Below are 15,145 nucleotides of genomic sequence, written 5' to 3'. Positions count from 1 at the left end.
CCCTGCGCCATCCCGGTCCCGACAGGCCGACTGGCTTGCGAGACGATAGCCCGCCAGATCGCGTCTGACGCAACGATGCTTCTCTCCTGGAACATTCGAAAACAGTGTTTCTTGAAGAGCCTTTGAAATTACCATACGCCGTGAAGGCAGCGATAGGGATCGCTTGCTGATGCTTGATGATACCTCGCACCATCTGCACCAGGAGGGACGGAGATGCTGACCAGACGACTACTGGCACTCAATGCCACAGGATTCGCCTTGCTGATCAGCTGGTGGGTACCGGCACTGGATTTCTGGCCCGATCTGGACGGCCGGGTATTCTGGGCATTCAATCACCTCATCACGCCACTCAATCCGCACTGGGATACCCTGCTGGGGCTTCTCAACACGCGATTCTTCGATGCTGCGGCCTTCGGCCTGATGGGTGTCCTGTTCTGCTGGGCGATGCTTGAGGATTCGCGCCCCGACCGCTACCGGCGCTGGACCAGCCTCGGCATCACCATGCTGCTGACCGCCGGTATCATCTCGCTGTTCGTGCTGCGCGCCATCAGCTACGGCCATGCCAGTCCGACTCGCGTCTTCCAGCACGCACAGCATCTCTCCGACCTGGTGTCCTTCAAGACCAAGGACTCGGCCTCGAACAGCTTCCCGGGGGATCACGGCTTGATGCTGATGGTCTTCGCCGGTTACATGTGGGCCTTCGCCCCACGACGCATCGCGCTGTGGAGTCTGGCATTCGTGGTGATATTGAGTGCCCCACGCATCATGGTGGGTGCCCATTGGTTCAGTGATGTCTATCTGGGCTCGCTCAGCATTGCACTGATCATTCTGCCCTGGGTGCTGTGTACGCCCGTGGCGCGCCGTCTGGCGAGAGCCATCGAGCGCTGCCTGTCAGGCCTCGGCCGGCACACGCTCGAGAACTGAAGAGCGACTCGAGAGCGCAAGACAGCCTCGAATCACCCCACGAGTGTCCTGTCGGCGAAGTGCCCATGTTCTGCCGAGGGCTCACCCTGATCCCCCTGGCGCGCCGTCTCAGGGGCAGCCAAGAGGCTGCATGAGTCGCCTTCCCTTTCCTGCTGCCGCTCCCCCCCCGCTACCACCCGGTCGCGCCCCTGATGCTTGGCGTGGTACAGGCGACGATCCGCCAGCTGCAGCAGGTCATCCAGTGATTCACACTCATGACTGACGGCGACCCCTATCGAGACGGTGACCGGCACGGCGCTTCCCGCAAACTGTGGCGGCGAGCTGGCCAGCAGGGAACGTATCCGTCCCGCCACGGAAATCGCCTCGCCGCGCCCGCTGCGCGGCAACAGCACCAGAAACTCCTCACCACCGATACGCCCTGCTCTATCCCCCTGGCGCAGTGTGGCATTGAGCAGGCGCCCGATCTGTCTCAGGGCCTCATCACCTGCCGCATGCCCCCGCAGATCATTGATCTGCTTGAAGTGATCCACATCCATCATCAATACCGAGCAGGGCACGGCGTCCTGCCACCATTTTTCCGCCTGGCGCAGGGTCTGGCGCCGATTGAACAGCCCGGTCAGCTCATCGCGACTGGCGTCCTGGCGGTACTGGCGTTCGAAGTGTTCGGTGAGTGCCAGCATGCGCCACAGGAAGGTGACCATCAGCATGAAGACGGCAAACAGGTTGAATGACTGCATGATCCAGACAGGGATGAAGCCATCGGAAACATGCTGAGAGGCCACCATCAGCGACAGCACTGCAGCGACGAAGAGAGACAGCGTGCTGATGACACGCACCTTGCCTGACAGGGGAGCAAGATGGATACCGGCCATCACGATGAAGAAGTAATACTCGTAGCCGGCGGCATTGCCGAAGCAGTAGGAGGCAAGCCAGGTCATCAACGTCAGACTGCCCAGTACCAGCACCAGAGCCATCAGCATGTGATGCTGACGATGCAACAGCACCCCCAGCAGCCCCACCAGCACCATGATCCCGCTGGCGAACGCCAGGCGTGGTGCCTTGAGCACCATGAAGACAGGCAGCCAGGCCACATAAAGGCCCAGCACCATCAGATAGACCCACAGATAGGCATGATAGAAACGGCGATGCTCGACAGCGAGCAGACGCGGTTCTTGACGCAACCAGGCACGAGCAACACTCAACATCAGGCAGTCCTTGCCATTCGGCGGTCATCACGTGGGCGAAACTCTCATGACACGGACACGGCCAGCGCGCGACAGGGGGAGTGTCATGGAGCCTGCACCTGTCTGGACGGCAGGGGTAGCCCTGCACAACACCAGAAAGCCACCGCATGACGTGTCATGTCTCATGCGGCGAGCATTATCGTTCTGATCACAGCATAAGCCCAAATGCCGGTTCCGCCAGCCCCGCACCGACATTGCGTCACCATTGTGCGACGCTTGCCCGCGCCTGAGCGCTGTCGGGCATCGCGACCCCGGCGTGAGCGTTACCAGCTGCCGGTATTGGCCATCGAGACCCACGGTTCCTGCGGCGCAAGGGGTTCGCCGGCCTGCAGCAACTCCAGCGAGATGCCATCCGGGCTCTTCACGAACGCCATGTGGCCGTCACGCGGTGGGCGATTGAGGGTCACGCCATTGTCCATCAGATGCTGACAGGTGGCGTATATGTCCTCGACACGATAGGCCAGATGGCCGAAGTTGCGCCCGCCTTCATAGTCTTCCGGGTCCCAGTTATGGGTCAGTTCCAGCATCGGCGCCTGCATCTCACGGGCACGTTCGGCATCCTGCGGGGCTGCCAGGAAGATCAGCGTAAAGCGGCCCTTCTCGGAATCCTTGCGCGAGATCTCGACCATGCCGAGCAGGTCACGGAAGAAATGCAGTGAAGCGTCGACATCACGGATACGCAGCATGGTGTGCAGATATTGCATGGATCACTCTCTTGAACGATGGATGAGCCGGCACTGAAGACGGGAAAGGACGTACGCCGAGCGAAGCGGGCTCGGCGTACGGGAATATTCTAGACACACGACTGCCGCGCGACGAGTCTCCTCGCCACGCGGCAATGTGGTGATGCTTGCATCCTACTGCTGGCGCCTCGCACCGTCAGGCGATGCGTGAACTGCGCTCCAGCCGCACGGGGACCGCCTTGGAGGCAGGTGTGCCGGTATCGCTGCCATGGCTTTCCAATGCGACCAGCACATTGGTTTCCGGATAATAGGCACCGATGCAACCGGCCGGGATATCGTATTCCACCAGCTTGAACTGAGGCGCACGCCGCTCACTGCCATCCGGGCGCGGCTCACCGACCATGTCGACCCAGTCACCACCGGCCAGTCCCAGGCGGGCAAGGTCCTGCGCATTGATGAAGACCACTCGACGCTGACCCGACACGCCACGATAGCGGTCGTTGTAGCCATAGACGGTGGTGTTGTACTGGTCATGGCTACGCATGGTCTGCAGGGTCAACCAGCCTTCCCGACGCGCGAGCTGCTGATGCAGCACGGACCCCGGCAGCGCCGCCGCCGAGAACTCCGCCTGGCCACTGGTGGTGGGGAAGCGCAGCTCACGCACCGGGTTGGCGAGATGGAAACCGCGCTTGTGGGTCAGACGGGCATTGAAATCGGCAAAGCCGGGAATCACCGCCGCGATCTCGTCGCGGATGAGATCATAGTTCTCGCTCAGCGCCTCCCAGTTGACCGGGTCACTCACGCCGCGCCGTGGCAGCACCCGGGCGAGCGTGGCGCGCGCGATACCCGCGATGATGCCGGGTTCCGAGCGCAGCTCGTCACTGGCCGGCGCCTTGATGCCAGCGCTTGAGTGCACCATCGACATCGAGTCCTCGACGCTGATGTGCTGGGAGGCCACCTGTGCGGAGCGGTCGATCTCGCTGCGCCCCAGACACGGCAGAATCAGCGCTTGCGTCGTCTTGCCGATCACCAGATGACTGCGGTTGAGCTTGGTGCTGATCTGGACGTTGAGCTTGAGGTTGCGCATGGCCGCCTCGGTGCGCTCGCTGTCCGGCGTGGCGCGCGTGAAGTTGCCGCCCAGCGCGATGAAGGTCTTCGCCCTGCCCTGTTCCAGCGCCGCCAGACTCTCCACGGTGTTGAAGCCCTGGCCACGCGGCATGCTCACGCCATAGCGGGCTTCGAGTGCATCGATCAACGCGGCCGGCGCCTTCTCGTCGATGCCCATGGTGCGGTCACCCTGGACATTGGAATGTCCGCGAACGGGGCAGGCACCGGCACCGGGACGCCCGAAATGGCCCCCGAGCAGCAGCAGATTGACGATCTCCCGGACGCTGTCCACGGCGTGCAGATGTTGCGTGATGCCCATCGCCCAGGTGCAGATGACGTTGTCGGCCCCGGCGAAGATCATCGCGGCCTCCTCGAGCTGCGTACGGGTCAGTCCGGACTGATCCTCGAGCGTGGCCCAGTCCGTCGCCTCGACCACGTCCTGCCAGGCCGTCGCTCCCCGCGTGTGGTGCTCAATGAAGGAAGCAGCGCGCGTGAATTCGCCGCGCGCCTCCATGGCGAAGAGTGCCTTGGCCATGCCACGCACCGCCGCCATGTCACCCCCCATCCGCGGCTGGTAATAACGATGGCTGATGGGCTGACTGGAGAGGGTCATCATCTCCAGCGGCGACTGCGGGTCGGCGAAGCGCTCCAGCCCCCGTTCACGCAACGGATTGAAGCTGACGATGCGCGCCCCACGTCGAGAGGCACGTCGCAGATCCCCCAGCATGCGGGGATGGTTGGTGCCGGGGTTCTGACCGAACACGAAGATGGCATCCGCGTGCTCGAAATCCTCCAGCAGTACCGTGCCCTTGCCGACACCGAGGCTCGCCTTCATGCCGACGCCACTGGCCTCATGACACATGTTGGAACAGTCGGGGAAGTTGTTGGTGCCGAACAGACGCACGAACAGCTGATACAGATAGGCCGCCTCGTTGCTGGCGCGTCCGGAGGTATAGAACAGCGCCTCATCCGGTGACGTCAGCGCATCGAGGTGCTCGGCGATGATCGCGAAGGCCGCCTCCCAGCTGATCGGCTCGTAGCGGTCACTGGCCGCGTCGTAGCGCATCGGCTCGGTCAGGCGGCCCTGATCCTCGAGCATGAAGTCGTCCCAGCCCAGCAGCTCCGTGACGGTGTGCTGAGCGAAGAAGCGCGGCGTGACACGCTTGGCGGTCACTTCCCAGGCCACTGCCTTGGCGCCGTTCTCGCAGAATTCGAAGGAGGAGCCGTGCTCCGGATCGCCCCAGGCGCAGCCGGGGCAGTCAAAGCCCTTGTCCTGATTGGCCTTGAGCAGGGAGCGCACGCTCTTCCATGGCGCCCTGGAGTGGCTGACATGCTGACCGACGCTCTTGAGCGCCCCCCAGCCGCCCGCCGGACCGGAGTAGGCAGCGATGCGGGGATGGCGCGTCATCCTCTCATCCTCACGTGGCAGGCGAGCCGATGCGTGCTCAGGCGTCTCGGGGGCGGCAATATCAGTCATGTCAGGGTCCACAGGCAAAAGGGGAAGGCGGGAAAGGTTCAGACAGGCGTGAGTACGCGCCAGGGGCCGTCAGTCGGCCTGACCACTGAGCAGCTCGAGTCGACGCCCGCGATGGGCACAGATCAGGTTGAGATCACAGGCACGCGCGGTCTCCACCGCCAGGCGTGAAGGCACAGCAAGGGTGGCAAGCGTCGGAATGCGGGCACGGATGGTCTTCTGGACCAGCTCCAGACTGCAGCGACTGGAGACCAGCAGCGCCTCGGGCCAGACGCCGCTGTCGAGACTCATGCCGATCACGCGGTCCAGCGCATTGTGGCGACCGATATCGGCCCCCTGCGAGATCAGGCCGCCCTCGGCGTCCAGCCCCAGCGCCAGGTGCATGCCGCGCCGTGTCGCGCGCTCCAGGCGCTCCAGCCCACGCATCAACGCCTCAGGTGTGAGCGCTGCCCGTGGCGGCAGGCGTGTCAGGCCAGCCATCAGCTCGGCCTCATCCTGCACGCCACAGGCGCCACAGCTGGACACGCTGCTCTCGCGCCGCTGATGGCCCTCGGCCTTGCGCGCCAGCGACTCGCTGACATCCAGACGCACCGCCAGCCCATGGCGCAGCCGCGAGAGATGGATGGCGGTGACCTCCTCACGCCGCGTGATCCAGCCTGCGGTGAAGGCGTGCCCCAGCGCCAGTGGCTCCAGCGCCTCGGGGCTCGCCAGCAGCGTGCCCATCGGGATCTCATTGAGCACCAGACTCACGGGTAGCTCGGAGGGCCCATCCAGCTCTCGCAAGGGCCGCTCACGCGCATCCTGATAACGCAGTCCCTCGGTCGCTGCTTGATAGAGTGAATCACTCATTCCGACACCCCGTTGTGCGCGACATCACTGTGCAGATTCGCGAATGTACGCAAGCCGTCATGGCGATACGATAGCGTCATCATCGATCGCTCACCAATTGAACTCGCCCGTACCTTGATAGACACCATCAATGAAATTGCCAGCATGAGGCGACCCCTTGATCCCGCGCAGGAAATTCGTGCGCGAGTCACGTAAAATATGCCGCCGAACCACGAAGGCTCGCCTGGACGACGCGGCACTCACGCGCTGTCGCACGCCTTCCCTTCTGATCATCCTGCTCCGGATTTACGTTCCGGCCCGCATGAGGACTCCTGCATGACCGATACCCCCACGACCGTCGCACCGGCTGCCGACACCGCTCGTCCCAGCCCGCTGGCGCCGCAGCATGTCGTCTGCGCGCTCTACAAGTTCGTCACCCTCGAGGACTTCGAGTCGCTGCGCGAACCGCTGCTGGCAGTGATGGACGAGCATGGCATCCGCGGCACCCTGCTGCTGGCACGCGAAGGCATCAATGGCACCGTCTCCGGCTCTCGCGCCGGCATCGATGCCCTGCTGGCCTGGCTGATGGCAGACCCGCGCCTGGCGGAACTGGACACCAAGCAGTCTCTGGCAGAGCAGTCCCCCTTCCTGCGTGCCAAGGTCAAGCTCAAGCGCGAGATCGTCACCATGGGCGTGGAAGGGATCGACCCGCGCCATACCGTCGGTACCTACGTGGAGCCGAAGGACTGGAACGCGCTGATCTCCGACCCTGACGTGCTGCTGATCGACACCCGCAACGACTATGAAGTGGAAGTGGGGACCTTCAAGGGTGCCGTCAACCCGAACACGGCCGCTTTCCGTGATTTCCCGGACTATGTCTCCCGTGAGCTGGACCCGCAGCAGCACCGCAAGGTGGCGATGTTCTGCACCGGAGGCATTCGCTGCGAGAAATCCACCGCCTATCTGAAGGAGCAGGGGTTTGAGGAGGTCTATCACCTCAAGGGCGGCATTCTGAAGTATCTGGAAGAGGTGCCCCAGGAAGAGACGCTGTGGCAGGGCGAATGTTTCGTGTTCGATGACCGTGTCACCGTCGACCACAAGTTGCGCCCCGGTCAGTTCGACCAATGTCACGCCTGCCGTCTGCCGATCACGCAAGCGGACAAGCAGAGCGACAAGTACCAGAAGGGTGTCAGCTGCCCGCGCTGCTACGACAAGCTCAGCGATGCCCAGAAGGCACGCTTTGCCGAGCGCGAGAATCAGATTCGTCTCGCCGAGCAACGGGGTGAGGCGCACCTGGGCAAGGACGCGCTCGCCCAGATGCAGGCGCGTCGTGACGCCAAGCAGCGTCAGCGCGAAGCGGCTCGTCTGGCCGCGCTCAAGGCGCAGACGCAGGACGCCGACAAGGGCTGACCCCGACCTCGTGCGTGGCTGAAGACTGATCAAGACACCCCGTTTTCACGGGGTGTCTTGCGTTGCCCCCTCCATCACCCGTCCACGTCTGCCGACCGAGGGAGCGAGCGCAACAGCTCCAGCACGGCATTCAGCCGACGGCTATGCTGTTGGCCGCTACGCCACAGCAGCCCCACCGTCTCGCCCTCCCCGGGCAGGCGTCGCGCCACCAGCCCCGTACCGAGACGCGAGTCGGCAAGGTGTTCCGCCAGCACGCTCACCCCCAGGCCCGCCTCCAGCATCACGCCCAGCGCCGCGATGGAATTGGCTTCCAGCAACGGCGACGGCTGATGGTTCAGCTGAGCCAGTTGCTGATTGAGCCGGCGTCGCTGCTGCATCTCCGGCGTCAGCAGCACCAGCGGATACTCCCGCAGACACTCCCATGCGGGTGTCTCGGGCAGCAGGAAATGCGCCTGACTGGCAATCAGCGCCGAATGCTCCTGATAGAGCGGTCGGCAGGCGAAGCCGCTCATGGCGGGTGCCGCCGGATAGCCGACCGCGAGATCCAGCTCACCATCCTCCAGCCCCTGAGCCAGCGAAGAGGTGGACAGCTCCCGCATGCGCAGGGAGAGCTGGGGAAAGGCCTCACGCAGACGCGGCAGGAATTCCCCCACCGCCGCCAGCGCGGACGGCACGACACCCAGCGTCAGCCGACCGGTCAGCACGGCCTCGGGTGACAGATCTCCCTTGAGCTCATCCAGCTCGGCGATGATGCGCCGCGCATGCGTCAGCACCCGCTCCCCCTCCGGCGTGAAGCCTTCGAAACGATGCCCTCTGAGAATCAGCGCCGTGCCCAGCTCCTCTTCCAGCTGCTTGAGACGCGCCGAGAGCGTCGGCTGGGTGACATGGCAGACTCGCGCCGCCCGTCCGAAATGGCGTTCATTGGCCAGCGCGACCAGAAAGCCCAACTGCCCATGATCCATGACGGGGTCCTTGCGAGGGGGAGAGTAGAGAAAGTGAATGGCACGCAGAGCAGATGCACGCGACGACGGAAGGCCGGACACGACGACGCCCGGCGGAAATCACCGGGCGTCATCATCGGCGCAGGGCCGCTATTGCATCGCGCCTCATGCCTCACGTCTCGTGCTGACAGTGAAGCGGCGTGTCTGGCGACCTGCTTACTGGGCAGCGTCCTGAACGGCTTCACCTGCGTGCTCGACATCCTGGCCGGCACCGTCAACGGTGTTGCAGCCGGAGAGTGCCGCCACAGTGAAGAAAGAGGCGAACAGCAGTGCAATGGTACGGGACATGGTCATGCTCCTTGTGGTGATGGATATCATGGATCCTGCCATTCAACGCGTCATGCCTGCGCTGATACCCATTACCTTGGGCCACCCTGCGGGGTTTCAAGGGAGAAATTCATGTTTCGTTCATTGCCTGAATCCGCTGCCACCTCACTCGCTCAGCTGGCCGACTCCTCGATGGAGCCCCCCAGATGCTCAAGATCTTCCCCGAAGCCTTCCACGGTGTTGCAGCCTCCCAGCATCAGGCCGAACAGCAGAGCCGTACCGGTCATCATCATGAAGCGTCGCATGGGTATTCCTCTCTCAAGTGCCTGATCGCACGCAAGGTGTCGATCAGGCCGTCAGGCTCAGCTGGCTGCGTTGTCGATCTTGCCACCCAGGTGTTCAAGATCCTTGCCAAAGCCGGCCACCGTGTTGCAGCCCGTCAGGGCCACGCTGGCCACCAGCAAGGCGGCCATCATCAAGCGAGTCACTCGCATGTCATGCATTCCTGATCAATCGTCTCTGCCACTCTGACCTTCGTGACACTGGAAAGTGCCAATTCTCAGCGATTCACCAGCAGGATCTTGCCCAGTGCCTCGCCGGATTCGATCAATTCATGTGCCTTGGCGATATCGCGGAAGCTGAACTGATGCTCGTCCAGCAGCGGGCGAACCGCCCCGGCCTCCAGCATCTCGCTCAAGGCGTTGAGCAGCTCCGGCTGCTCATCCATGCCGATACCGGTCAGCAGCGGCACCGAGCGGAAGATGACATGCAGCGACAGGTTCTTGGCGTGCAGCTGGGTCAGGTCGTGGGTCGAGCGGGTGTTGATGGAGCACAGCCGACCGGAGATCGCCGTGGCCTCGATGGAGCGATCCAGATTGTCACCACCGACGGTGTCGAAGACGAGATCGAAGCCACGCCCGGAGGTCAGGCGTGCCACGTAGTCACTGACCGCTTCCTCGCGATAGTTGATGATCTCGTCGGCGCCCAGCTGGCGCGCCAGATCGGCCTTGGCCTCGCTGGACACGGTGGTGGTGACGTGTGCGCCGAGATACTTGGCGATCTGCACCGCGACATGGCCGACCCCTCCGGTACCGGCGTGGATCAGCACGTGCTCGCCTTCCTTGATCTGACCGCGCGAGACCAGCGCCGTCCAGGCCGTCAGGAACACCAGCGGCAAGGCCGCGCATTCTTCCAGGGTCAGCGCCGCCAGACTCGGGCGTTTCACGATCACACGGGTGTCAGCGATCATGTAATCCGCCAGTGCGCCCTGCCAGCCCTTCACGCCACCGGCGCAGCCCAGCACTTCATCGCCGACCGAGAAATCCGTCACGCCCTCGCCGACGGCGTCGATCACCCCCGCGACATCGCCATTGAGGATGGCCGGGAAGTCGGGGTGCGACTTGACCAAGCCACTGCGCAGCTTGGTCTCGATGGGATTGACGCTGGAGGCGGATACCTTGATGCGCACCTGACCTCGTGCCGGGGTCGGCGTGTCCAGCTCGCGCTCGACGAACACATCCGGGGCGCCGTATTGCTCGATGACCATGGCCTGCATGTGGGAAGACTCCTGAACAATGAGAAAGAAGCGACGCCCTGCCCGCACGGCGCCGTCATGAAAGTTGGGTGACACCGCGCCACGAAGGTGGCGCCATGTCGGCAATGACCCGAGCTTACTCCGTGTCATGCCTCAAATCAGCATCAGGTCAGCACCAGCTTGAGCACGATGAGGAAGATCACCGCCACCGTCAGCCACTTGACCCAACGCGCACCAGCAGGACTCATGTTGACCCGCGCACCGAGGAAGGCGCCGCTCATGTTGCCGACCGCCAGTACCAGGCCATAGGCCCAGCGCACCTGACCATCGAACACGAAGACCGCCAGCGCCGGCAGGGTATACATCAACACGATGAAGACCTTGAAGACGTTGACCTGGGTCAGATCGATCTTGAGCAACCGGTAGAGCACCACGATGAACAGCACGCCGACGCCCACCTGAATGAAGCCACCATAGAGACCGATGCCGAACATCGCCAGCAGCACGATGGGAGTGATGCGTTCCGGGGTCAGCTCACGGGTGTCGATGCGCGGCGTCGGCAGCAGCATCATGATCGAGCACACCACCATCACCACGATCAGCACGCCCTCGAAGGCCTCGGCACTGATCCGGGTCGCCAGCCAGGCCCCCAGCATCGCGCCCAGCACGGCAGGCACGGCCAGTCGCCAGGCCACCCCCATGTTGTGCGCCCCCGCCTTGAGGAAGGTGCTGGTGGCAGTCGCACTCTGCAACGCGATCGCCACGCGGTTGGTGGCATTGGCCTGCGCGGGGGGCAGGCCGAGAAACATCAACAAGGGCAGCGTCAGCATCGAACCACCCGCCGAGAGCACATTGATGAAGCCGGCCACGCCACCCAGCGCGATCAGCGCCACCACGCTGATCAGATCAAGGCCGCCAGCCAGCCCTGCCACATCACTTGTCATGCCGACATTCCTTGTCTTGCCGTAAAAGGGGGACACGCTGCACCCACTTCGTCATTCAGAGCGCGCGATGCCCGACACACCCTCCTCGCAGGAACCTCGCGAAGGCAGGGATGCCGGGCATCGTGGGTGATGCATTGCGTCACGTCATGCAGGATTCAGGCACATCTGCCGGAACCTGCCGGAACTCAGGAAGCCAGGGCTTCCTGACGGCCACTCTGGCGCACGCTGTAGGTCAGCACGCCCAGGAAGATGGCCAGCCCGGCAATATCATAGGTCAGCTGACCATGCGGCCACAGCATCAGCGCTCCCAGCGGGAACATCGCCAGACGCAGCCACCAGGGCAGTTCGTGCTCCAGATAGCCTTCCATGCCCGCCACGATAGCGTAGATCCCGAACAGCGCGAACACGAAGACCGTCAGCATCTCACCGATGTCGCCGGAGATCAGCGGACTCCAGGCGAACAGCAGCGGCACGATGTAGAGCCCCTTGGCGATCTTCCACGCCATCAGGCCTGTCTTCATCGGCGGTGTCTTGGCGATGGCGGCAGCCGCGAAGGCGGTCAGGCAGACCGGCGGCGTGACGTTGGAGTCCTGGGACAGCCAGAAGATGATCATGTGGGCACTCACCAGTGCCATGGTCAGCACGTGCGGCGACAGCGCCTGCTCATACAGCTGGCTCTGGAAGGTATCCGGCACCAGGGCCAGCAGTTCACGTGCGGCGTCCATGCTCATCGGCGCGCCCAGCAGGTCCAGCTTGTCAGGTGCCGCCAGCATGAAGATGGCCTTGGCCTGCTCCGGCAGGTTGCCCGCCGCCAGCAGATCCACCAGCTGGGAGTGCGCGATCAGGTTGTAGAGCGCCGGGGCGGACAGCGTGCCCAGCACGATATAGGACGCCGTCACCGGCAGCCCCATGCCCAGGATCAAGGACGCCAGCGCGACCAGGATGATGGTGATCAGCAGGCTGCCACCCGCCCAGTCGGTGATCATCAGCGAGAAGGTGTTGCCGATCCCCGTGGTGGAGACGACATTGACGATCAGCCCGACGGTGATCAGCAGGATCGCCGTGGTGGTCATGTTGCGCACCCCGGCCAGCATCGCCTCGATGATGTCGCCGAGCTTCATCGGGTTCTTCGACAGCCACGAGGCCGCGATGACGGACAGGATCGCGATGCCGGCGGCGTAGGTCGGCGTGAAGCCGTAGATCAGTGCACCGACCAGCACGAACAGCGGTGCCAGGTAGTGCCAGCCATCCTTGAGCACGTCCTTGAGGCGCGGGCCCTGCGGGTCATCCAGCGCCGTGGCGTCGGAGCGCTTGGCCTCGATGCGCACGAACATGGCGACAGACAGGAAGTAGAGCAGCGCCGGCAAGGCGGCCACGCCGACGATGGTCAGGTACGGCACCTGGGTATAGGACGCCATGATGAAGGCGCCCGCGCCCATCACCGGCGGCATCAGCTGGCCACCGGTGGAGGCGGCGGCCTCCACACCTGCCGCGAAGCGCGCCGGGAAGCCGGCACGCCGCATCAGCGGGATCGTGATCACGCCGGTGGAGACGGTGTTGGCGACACTGGAGCCGGAGACCGAGCCCATCAGGCCGGAGGCGAACACGGCCACGAAGCCCGGGCCACCCTTGAAGCGACCCGCCGCGCAGCGCGCCAGATCGATGATGAAGTCACCCGCGCCCGACTTGACCAAAAAGGCGCCGAACAGGATGAACATGAACACGTAGGACCAGGAAATGCGCGCGATGGAGCCCAGCATCCCTTCGCCGCCGATGAAGCTTCTGAACAGCACCGTCTCCCAGGTCAGGCCCGGGAAGTTGAACACGCCACCGACATACTTGCCCCACCAGGCCACATAGGTCAGCGCGATCAGACACAGCACCGGGATGAACCAGCCGGTGGTGCGCCGCGCGAACTCGAGAATCAGCCCCACCGCGACGATGGAGACCACCCAGTCCGCGGGGGAGAACACGACCCCACGATCATAGAGCGCATCCTCGAAGCCGATCAGATAGAGACCGCAACCCAGTGCCGCCAGCCCCAGCATGACATCCACACCCAGCACCCAGCGCTTGGCACCATCACTGGACGGCGTCAGCATCGGGATGGTCAGCGCGCACAGCAGGCCGAACAGCCCGAAGTGCAACGCGCTCACCCACAGCTCCGACAGGGTCGAGATGGTGTTGAAGTACAGATGCGCCAGACAGATGACGATGGAAATCACGAACACGGCCCGCCCTAGCCAGGGCAGTTCCATGCGCCATGGCGCGGCTTCGACGGATTCATCGCGCACACCGGACAGGTCCGGCGCATCCGGCACGGCTTCAGTGGGACGAGAGGGCTCTGGCGAGCGGGAATCATGCATGGCGGTGCCTCAAGACGGGATCAGACAGCGATGGCGCGGCGGCGACGTGTGGCGTCAACCTGCGCCCGGGCTTGCGAGGAAATGCGGACTTGCTTCATCACTGACGTCGGTGACATCAGTGATGCATGGGCAGGCTTTGGCCTGGCAGAGGCTGCCTTGCGAAACGAAGGCGCAGCATGACGCCGGACCGGCACTGTCTTGTTGGACTGCACAGCCCTCACCGCGGCCATGGGCGCGCGATGAGGGCAGCGATGGAGCGGACTCAGGGGTGGGTCAGTCGGCGATCAGACGCTCAGGGATCTCGATGCCCTGCTCCTTGAAGTAACGCACGGCACCCGGGTGCAGCGGCAGCGGCAGACCAGCGATGGCCTTGTCGAGTGCCATGGCCTTGGTGGCCGGGTGGATGTTGTTCAAGAACGGCAGGTTCTCGTACATGGTCTTGGTGATCTGGTAGACGTCTTCTTCGGAGACGTCATCACGTACCACGAGGATGTTCGGCTGGGCGATGGTGTTGATCGCCTTGTCCTGGCCCGGATAGGTGCCAGCGGCGATTTCATACGGTGTCCACAGCTCGAACTGGGAATTGACCTTGGCCAGCTGCTCTTCGGTGAAGTCCAGCGTGGTGATCTCGTCACCGAGGTTGGCGTAGGCACGCGTCACGGCGGAAGCCGGTGCGCCTGCCGGAATGTTCATGCCGTCGATGTTGCCGTTCTGCATCGCGTCGGCACTCGGGCCATAGCCCATGTAGGCCAGATTCATCTTGTCGGCATCGATGCCCAGCTGCTCGAGAATGAAGCGACCCGAGCCCTCGGTGCCGGAGTTCTTCTTGCCGATGGAGAAGCTCTTGCCATAGAAGTTGGTCATGTCCTCGATGGTGCCGGTCTTGACCTCATCGTTGCGTGCCACGAAGTGCTCGACGTTCTGCCACAGCATCGAGATGCTGCGCAGGTCCTTGTGCGCCTTGTTGACCGGCGGAGTGCCATTCCATGCCCAGGCGCCATAGAGACCCTGGATGATGCCGAACTGGGCCTGGTTCTCTTCCATCAGCTTGAGGTTCTCGCCGGAGCCGGCGGAGGAGATCGCGGACACCGAGATGCCGGCGGTCGGCTCGAGCTTGACCTTGATCAGCGTGGAAAGCGCCACGCCGACGGGATAGAAGGTACCGCCGGTGGTCGCGGTACCCATGATGTACTTGCCTTCCGCCTGGGCTGCGGCACTGAGGCCCAGAGAGGCAGCGATGGCGAGACCGAGGCCGGCCTTGAGGAACTGGCGCTTTTGCATGGAATGACTCCTTGGCGGGCCTGCCGGAACGCAGGCGAACCCTTATTGTTGGAATAGGCGAGACGTGGCGATAGCGGACGGG

At 63.7% G+C, this 15,145-nt stretch carries 14 protein-coding genes; 2 read left to right on the top strand and 12 right to left on the bottom strand.

What is annotated here, in order from left to right; translation table 11 throughout:
- Window positions 1–213 precede the first annotated feature (213 nt).
- The gene (locus tag PJK54_RS04350) at window positions 214–924 is read left to right on the top strand and encodes a phosphatase PAP2 family protein (RefSeq protein ID WP_136939097.1); all 711 of its coding nucleotides are present in this window, start codon (window positions 214–216) and stop codon (window positions 922–924) included.
- A gap of 32 nt (window positions 925–956) precedes the next feature.
- Here the strand turns inward: PJK54_RS04350 and PJK54_RS04345 are convergent, their stop codons facing one another.
- From PJK54_RS04345 to PJK54_RS04330, 4 genes are all read right to left on the bottom strand, one after another.
- Window positions 957–2,129, bottom strand: coding sequence for a GGDEF domain-containing protein (locus PJK54_RS04345; protein WP_191236499.1), 1,173 nt, complete (start codon window positions 2,127–2,129; stop codon window positions 957–959).
- A 302-nt stretch (window positions 2,130–2,431) separates the two neighbouring features.
- Window positions 2,432–2,872 (bottom strand): VOC family protein, encoded by a 441-nt coding sequence (locus tag PJK54_RS04340; protein ID WP_084209428.1) that lies wholly within the window; start codon window positions 2,870–2,872, stop codon window positions 2,432–2,434.
- A gap of 175 nt (window positions 2,873–3,047) precedes the next feature.
- A complete protein-coding gene (locus PJK54_RS04335; protein ID WP_442870667.1) occupies window positions 3,048–5,435 on the bottom strand; it encodes an FdhF/YdeP family oxidoreductase in 2,388 nt (795 codons plus the stop codon).
- 69 nt (window positions 5,436–5,504) lie between these two features.
- A complete protein-coding gene (locus PJK54_RS04330) occupies window positions 5,505–6,281 on the bottom strand; it encodes a formate dehydrogenase accessory sulfurtransferase FdhD (protein ID WP_271302340.1) in 777 nt (258 codons plus the stop codon).
- Between the two features lie 315 nt (window positions 6,282–6,596).
- Between PJK54_RS04330 and trhO the strand changes: the two genes are divergently transcribed.
- Window positions 6,597–7,670, top strand: coding sequence for an oxygen-dependent tRNA uridine(34) hydroxylase TrhO (gene trhO / locus PJK54_RS04325; protein WP_077378703.1), 1,074 nt, complete (start codon window positions 6,597–6,599; stop codon window positions 7,668–7,670).
- Window positions 7,671–7,744: 74 nt separating this feature from the next.
- Here the strand turns inward: trhO and PJK54_RS04320 are convergent, their stop codons facing one another.
- The 8 genes from PJK54_RS04320 to PJK54_RS04285 form a co-directional block, all read right to left on the bottom strand.
- Complete coding sequence (locus tag PJK54_RS04320; protein WP_271302339.1) at window positions 7,745–8,632, bottom strand: LysR family transcriptional regulator; 888 nt, start codon at window positions 8,630–8,632, stop codon at window positions 7,745–7,747.
- 195 nt (window positions 8,633–8,827) lie between these two features.
- Window positions 8,828–8,959, bottom strand: a complete 132-nt coding sequence (locus PJK54_RS04315; RefSeq protein WP_077378697.1) for an entericidin A/B family lipoprotein — start codon at window positions 8,957–8,959, stop codon at window positions 8,828–8,830.
- A 152-nt stretch (window positions 8,960–9,111) separates the two neighbouring features.
- Complete coding sequence (locus PJK54_RS04310; protein ID WP_077378694.1) at window positions 9,112–9,243, bottom strand: entericidin A/B family lipoprotein; 132 nt, start codon at window positions 9,241–9,243, stop codon at window positions 9,112–9,114.
- Between the two features lie 57 nt (window positions 9,244–9,300).
- Window positions 9,301–9,432 (bottom strand): entericidin A/B family lipoprotein, encoded by a 132-nt coding sequence (locus tag PJK54_RS04305; RefSeq protein WP_077378691.1) that lies wholly within the window; start codon window positions 9,430–9,432, stop codon window positions 9,301–9,303.
- A 65-nt stretch (window positions 9,433–9,497) separates the two neighbouring features.
- Window positions 9,498–10,493, bottom strand: coding sequence for a zinc-dependent alcohol dehydrogenase family protein (locus PJK54_RS04300; protein ID WP_084209433.1), 996 nt, complete (start codon window positions 10,491–10,493; stop codon window positions 9,498–9,500).
- Between the two features lie 143 nt (window positions 10,494–10,636).
- A complete protein-coding gene (locus PJK54_RS04295; RefSeq protein ID WP_077378685.1) occupies window positions 10,637–11,416 on the bottom strand; it encodes a sulfite exporter TauE/SafE family protein in 780 nt (259 codons plus the stop codon).
- A gap of 185 nt (window positions 11,417–11,601) precedes the next feature.
- Window positions 11,602–13,674 carry a TRAP transporter permease gene (locus PJK54_RS04290; RefSeq protein ID WP_205632796.1) on the bottom strand — a complete coding sequence of 691 codons (2,073 nt, stop codon included), beginning with the start codon at window positions 13,672–13,674 and terminating at the stop codon, window positions 11,602–11,604.
- A 381-nt stretch (window positions 13,675–14,055) separates the two neighbouring features.
- Window positions 14,056–15,063: a TAXI family TRAP transporter solute-binding subunit gene (locus PJK54_RS04285; protein ID WP_077378679.1), complete on the bottom strand. Its 1,008-nt coding sequence runs from the start codon at window positions 15,061–15,063 to the stop codon at window positions 14,056–14,058.
- Between the last annotated feature and the right edge of the window lie 82 nt (window positions 15,064–15,145).

Origin of the sequence: Cobetia sp. MMG027 (assembly GCF_027947415.1) — a bacterium.
Taxonomy (GTDB): Bacteria; Pseudomonadota; Gammaproteobacteria; order Pseudomonadales; family Halomonadaceae; genus Cobetia; species Cobetia marina.
The sequence above is the reverse complement of the archived record's forward strand: the minus strand, read 5'-3'. Positions and strand labels throughout refer to the sequence as shown.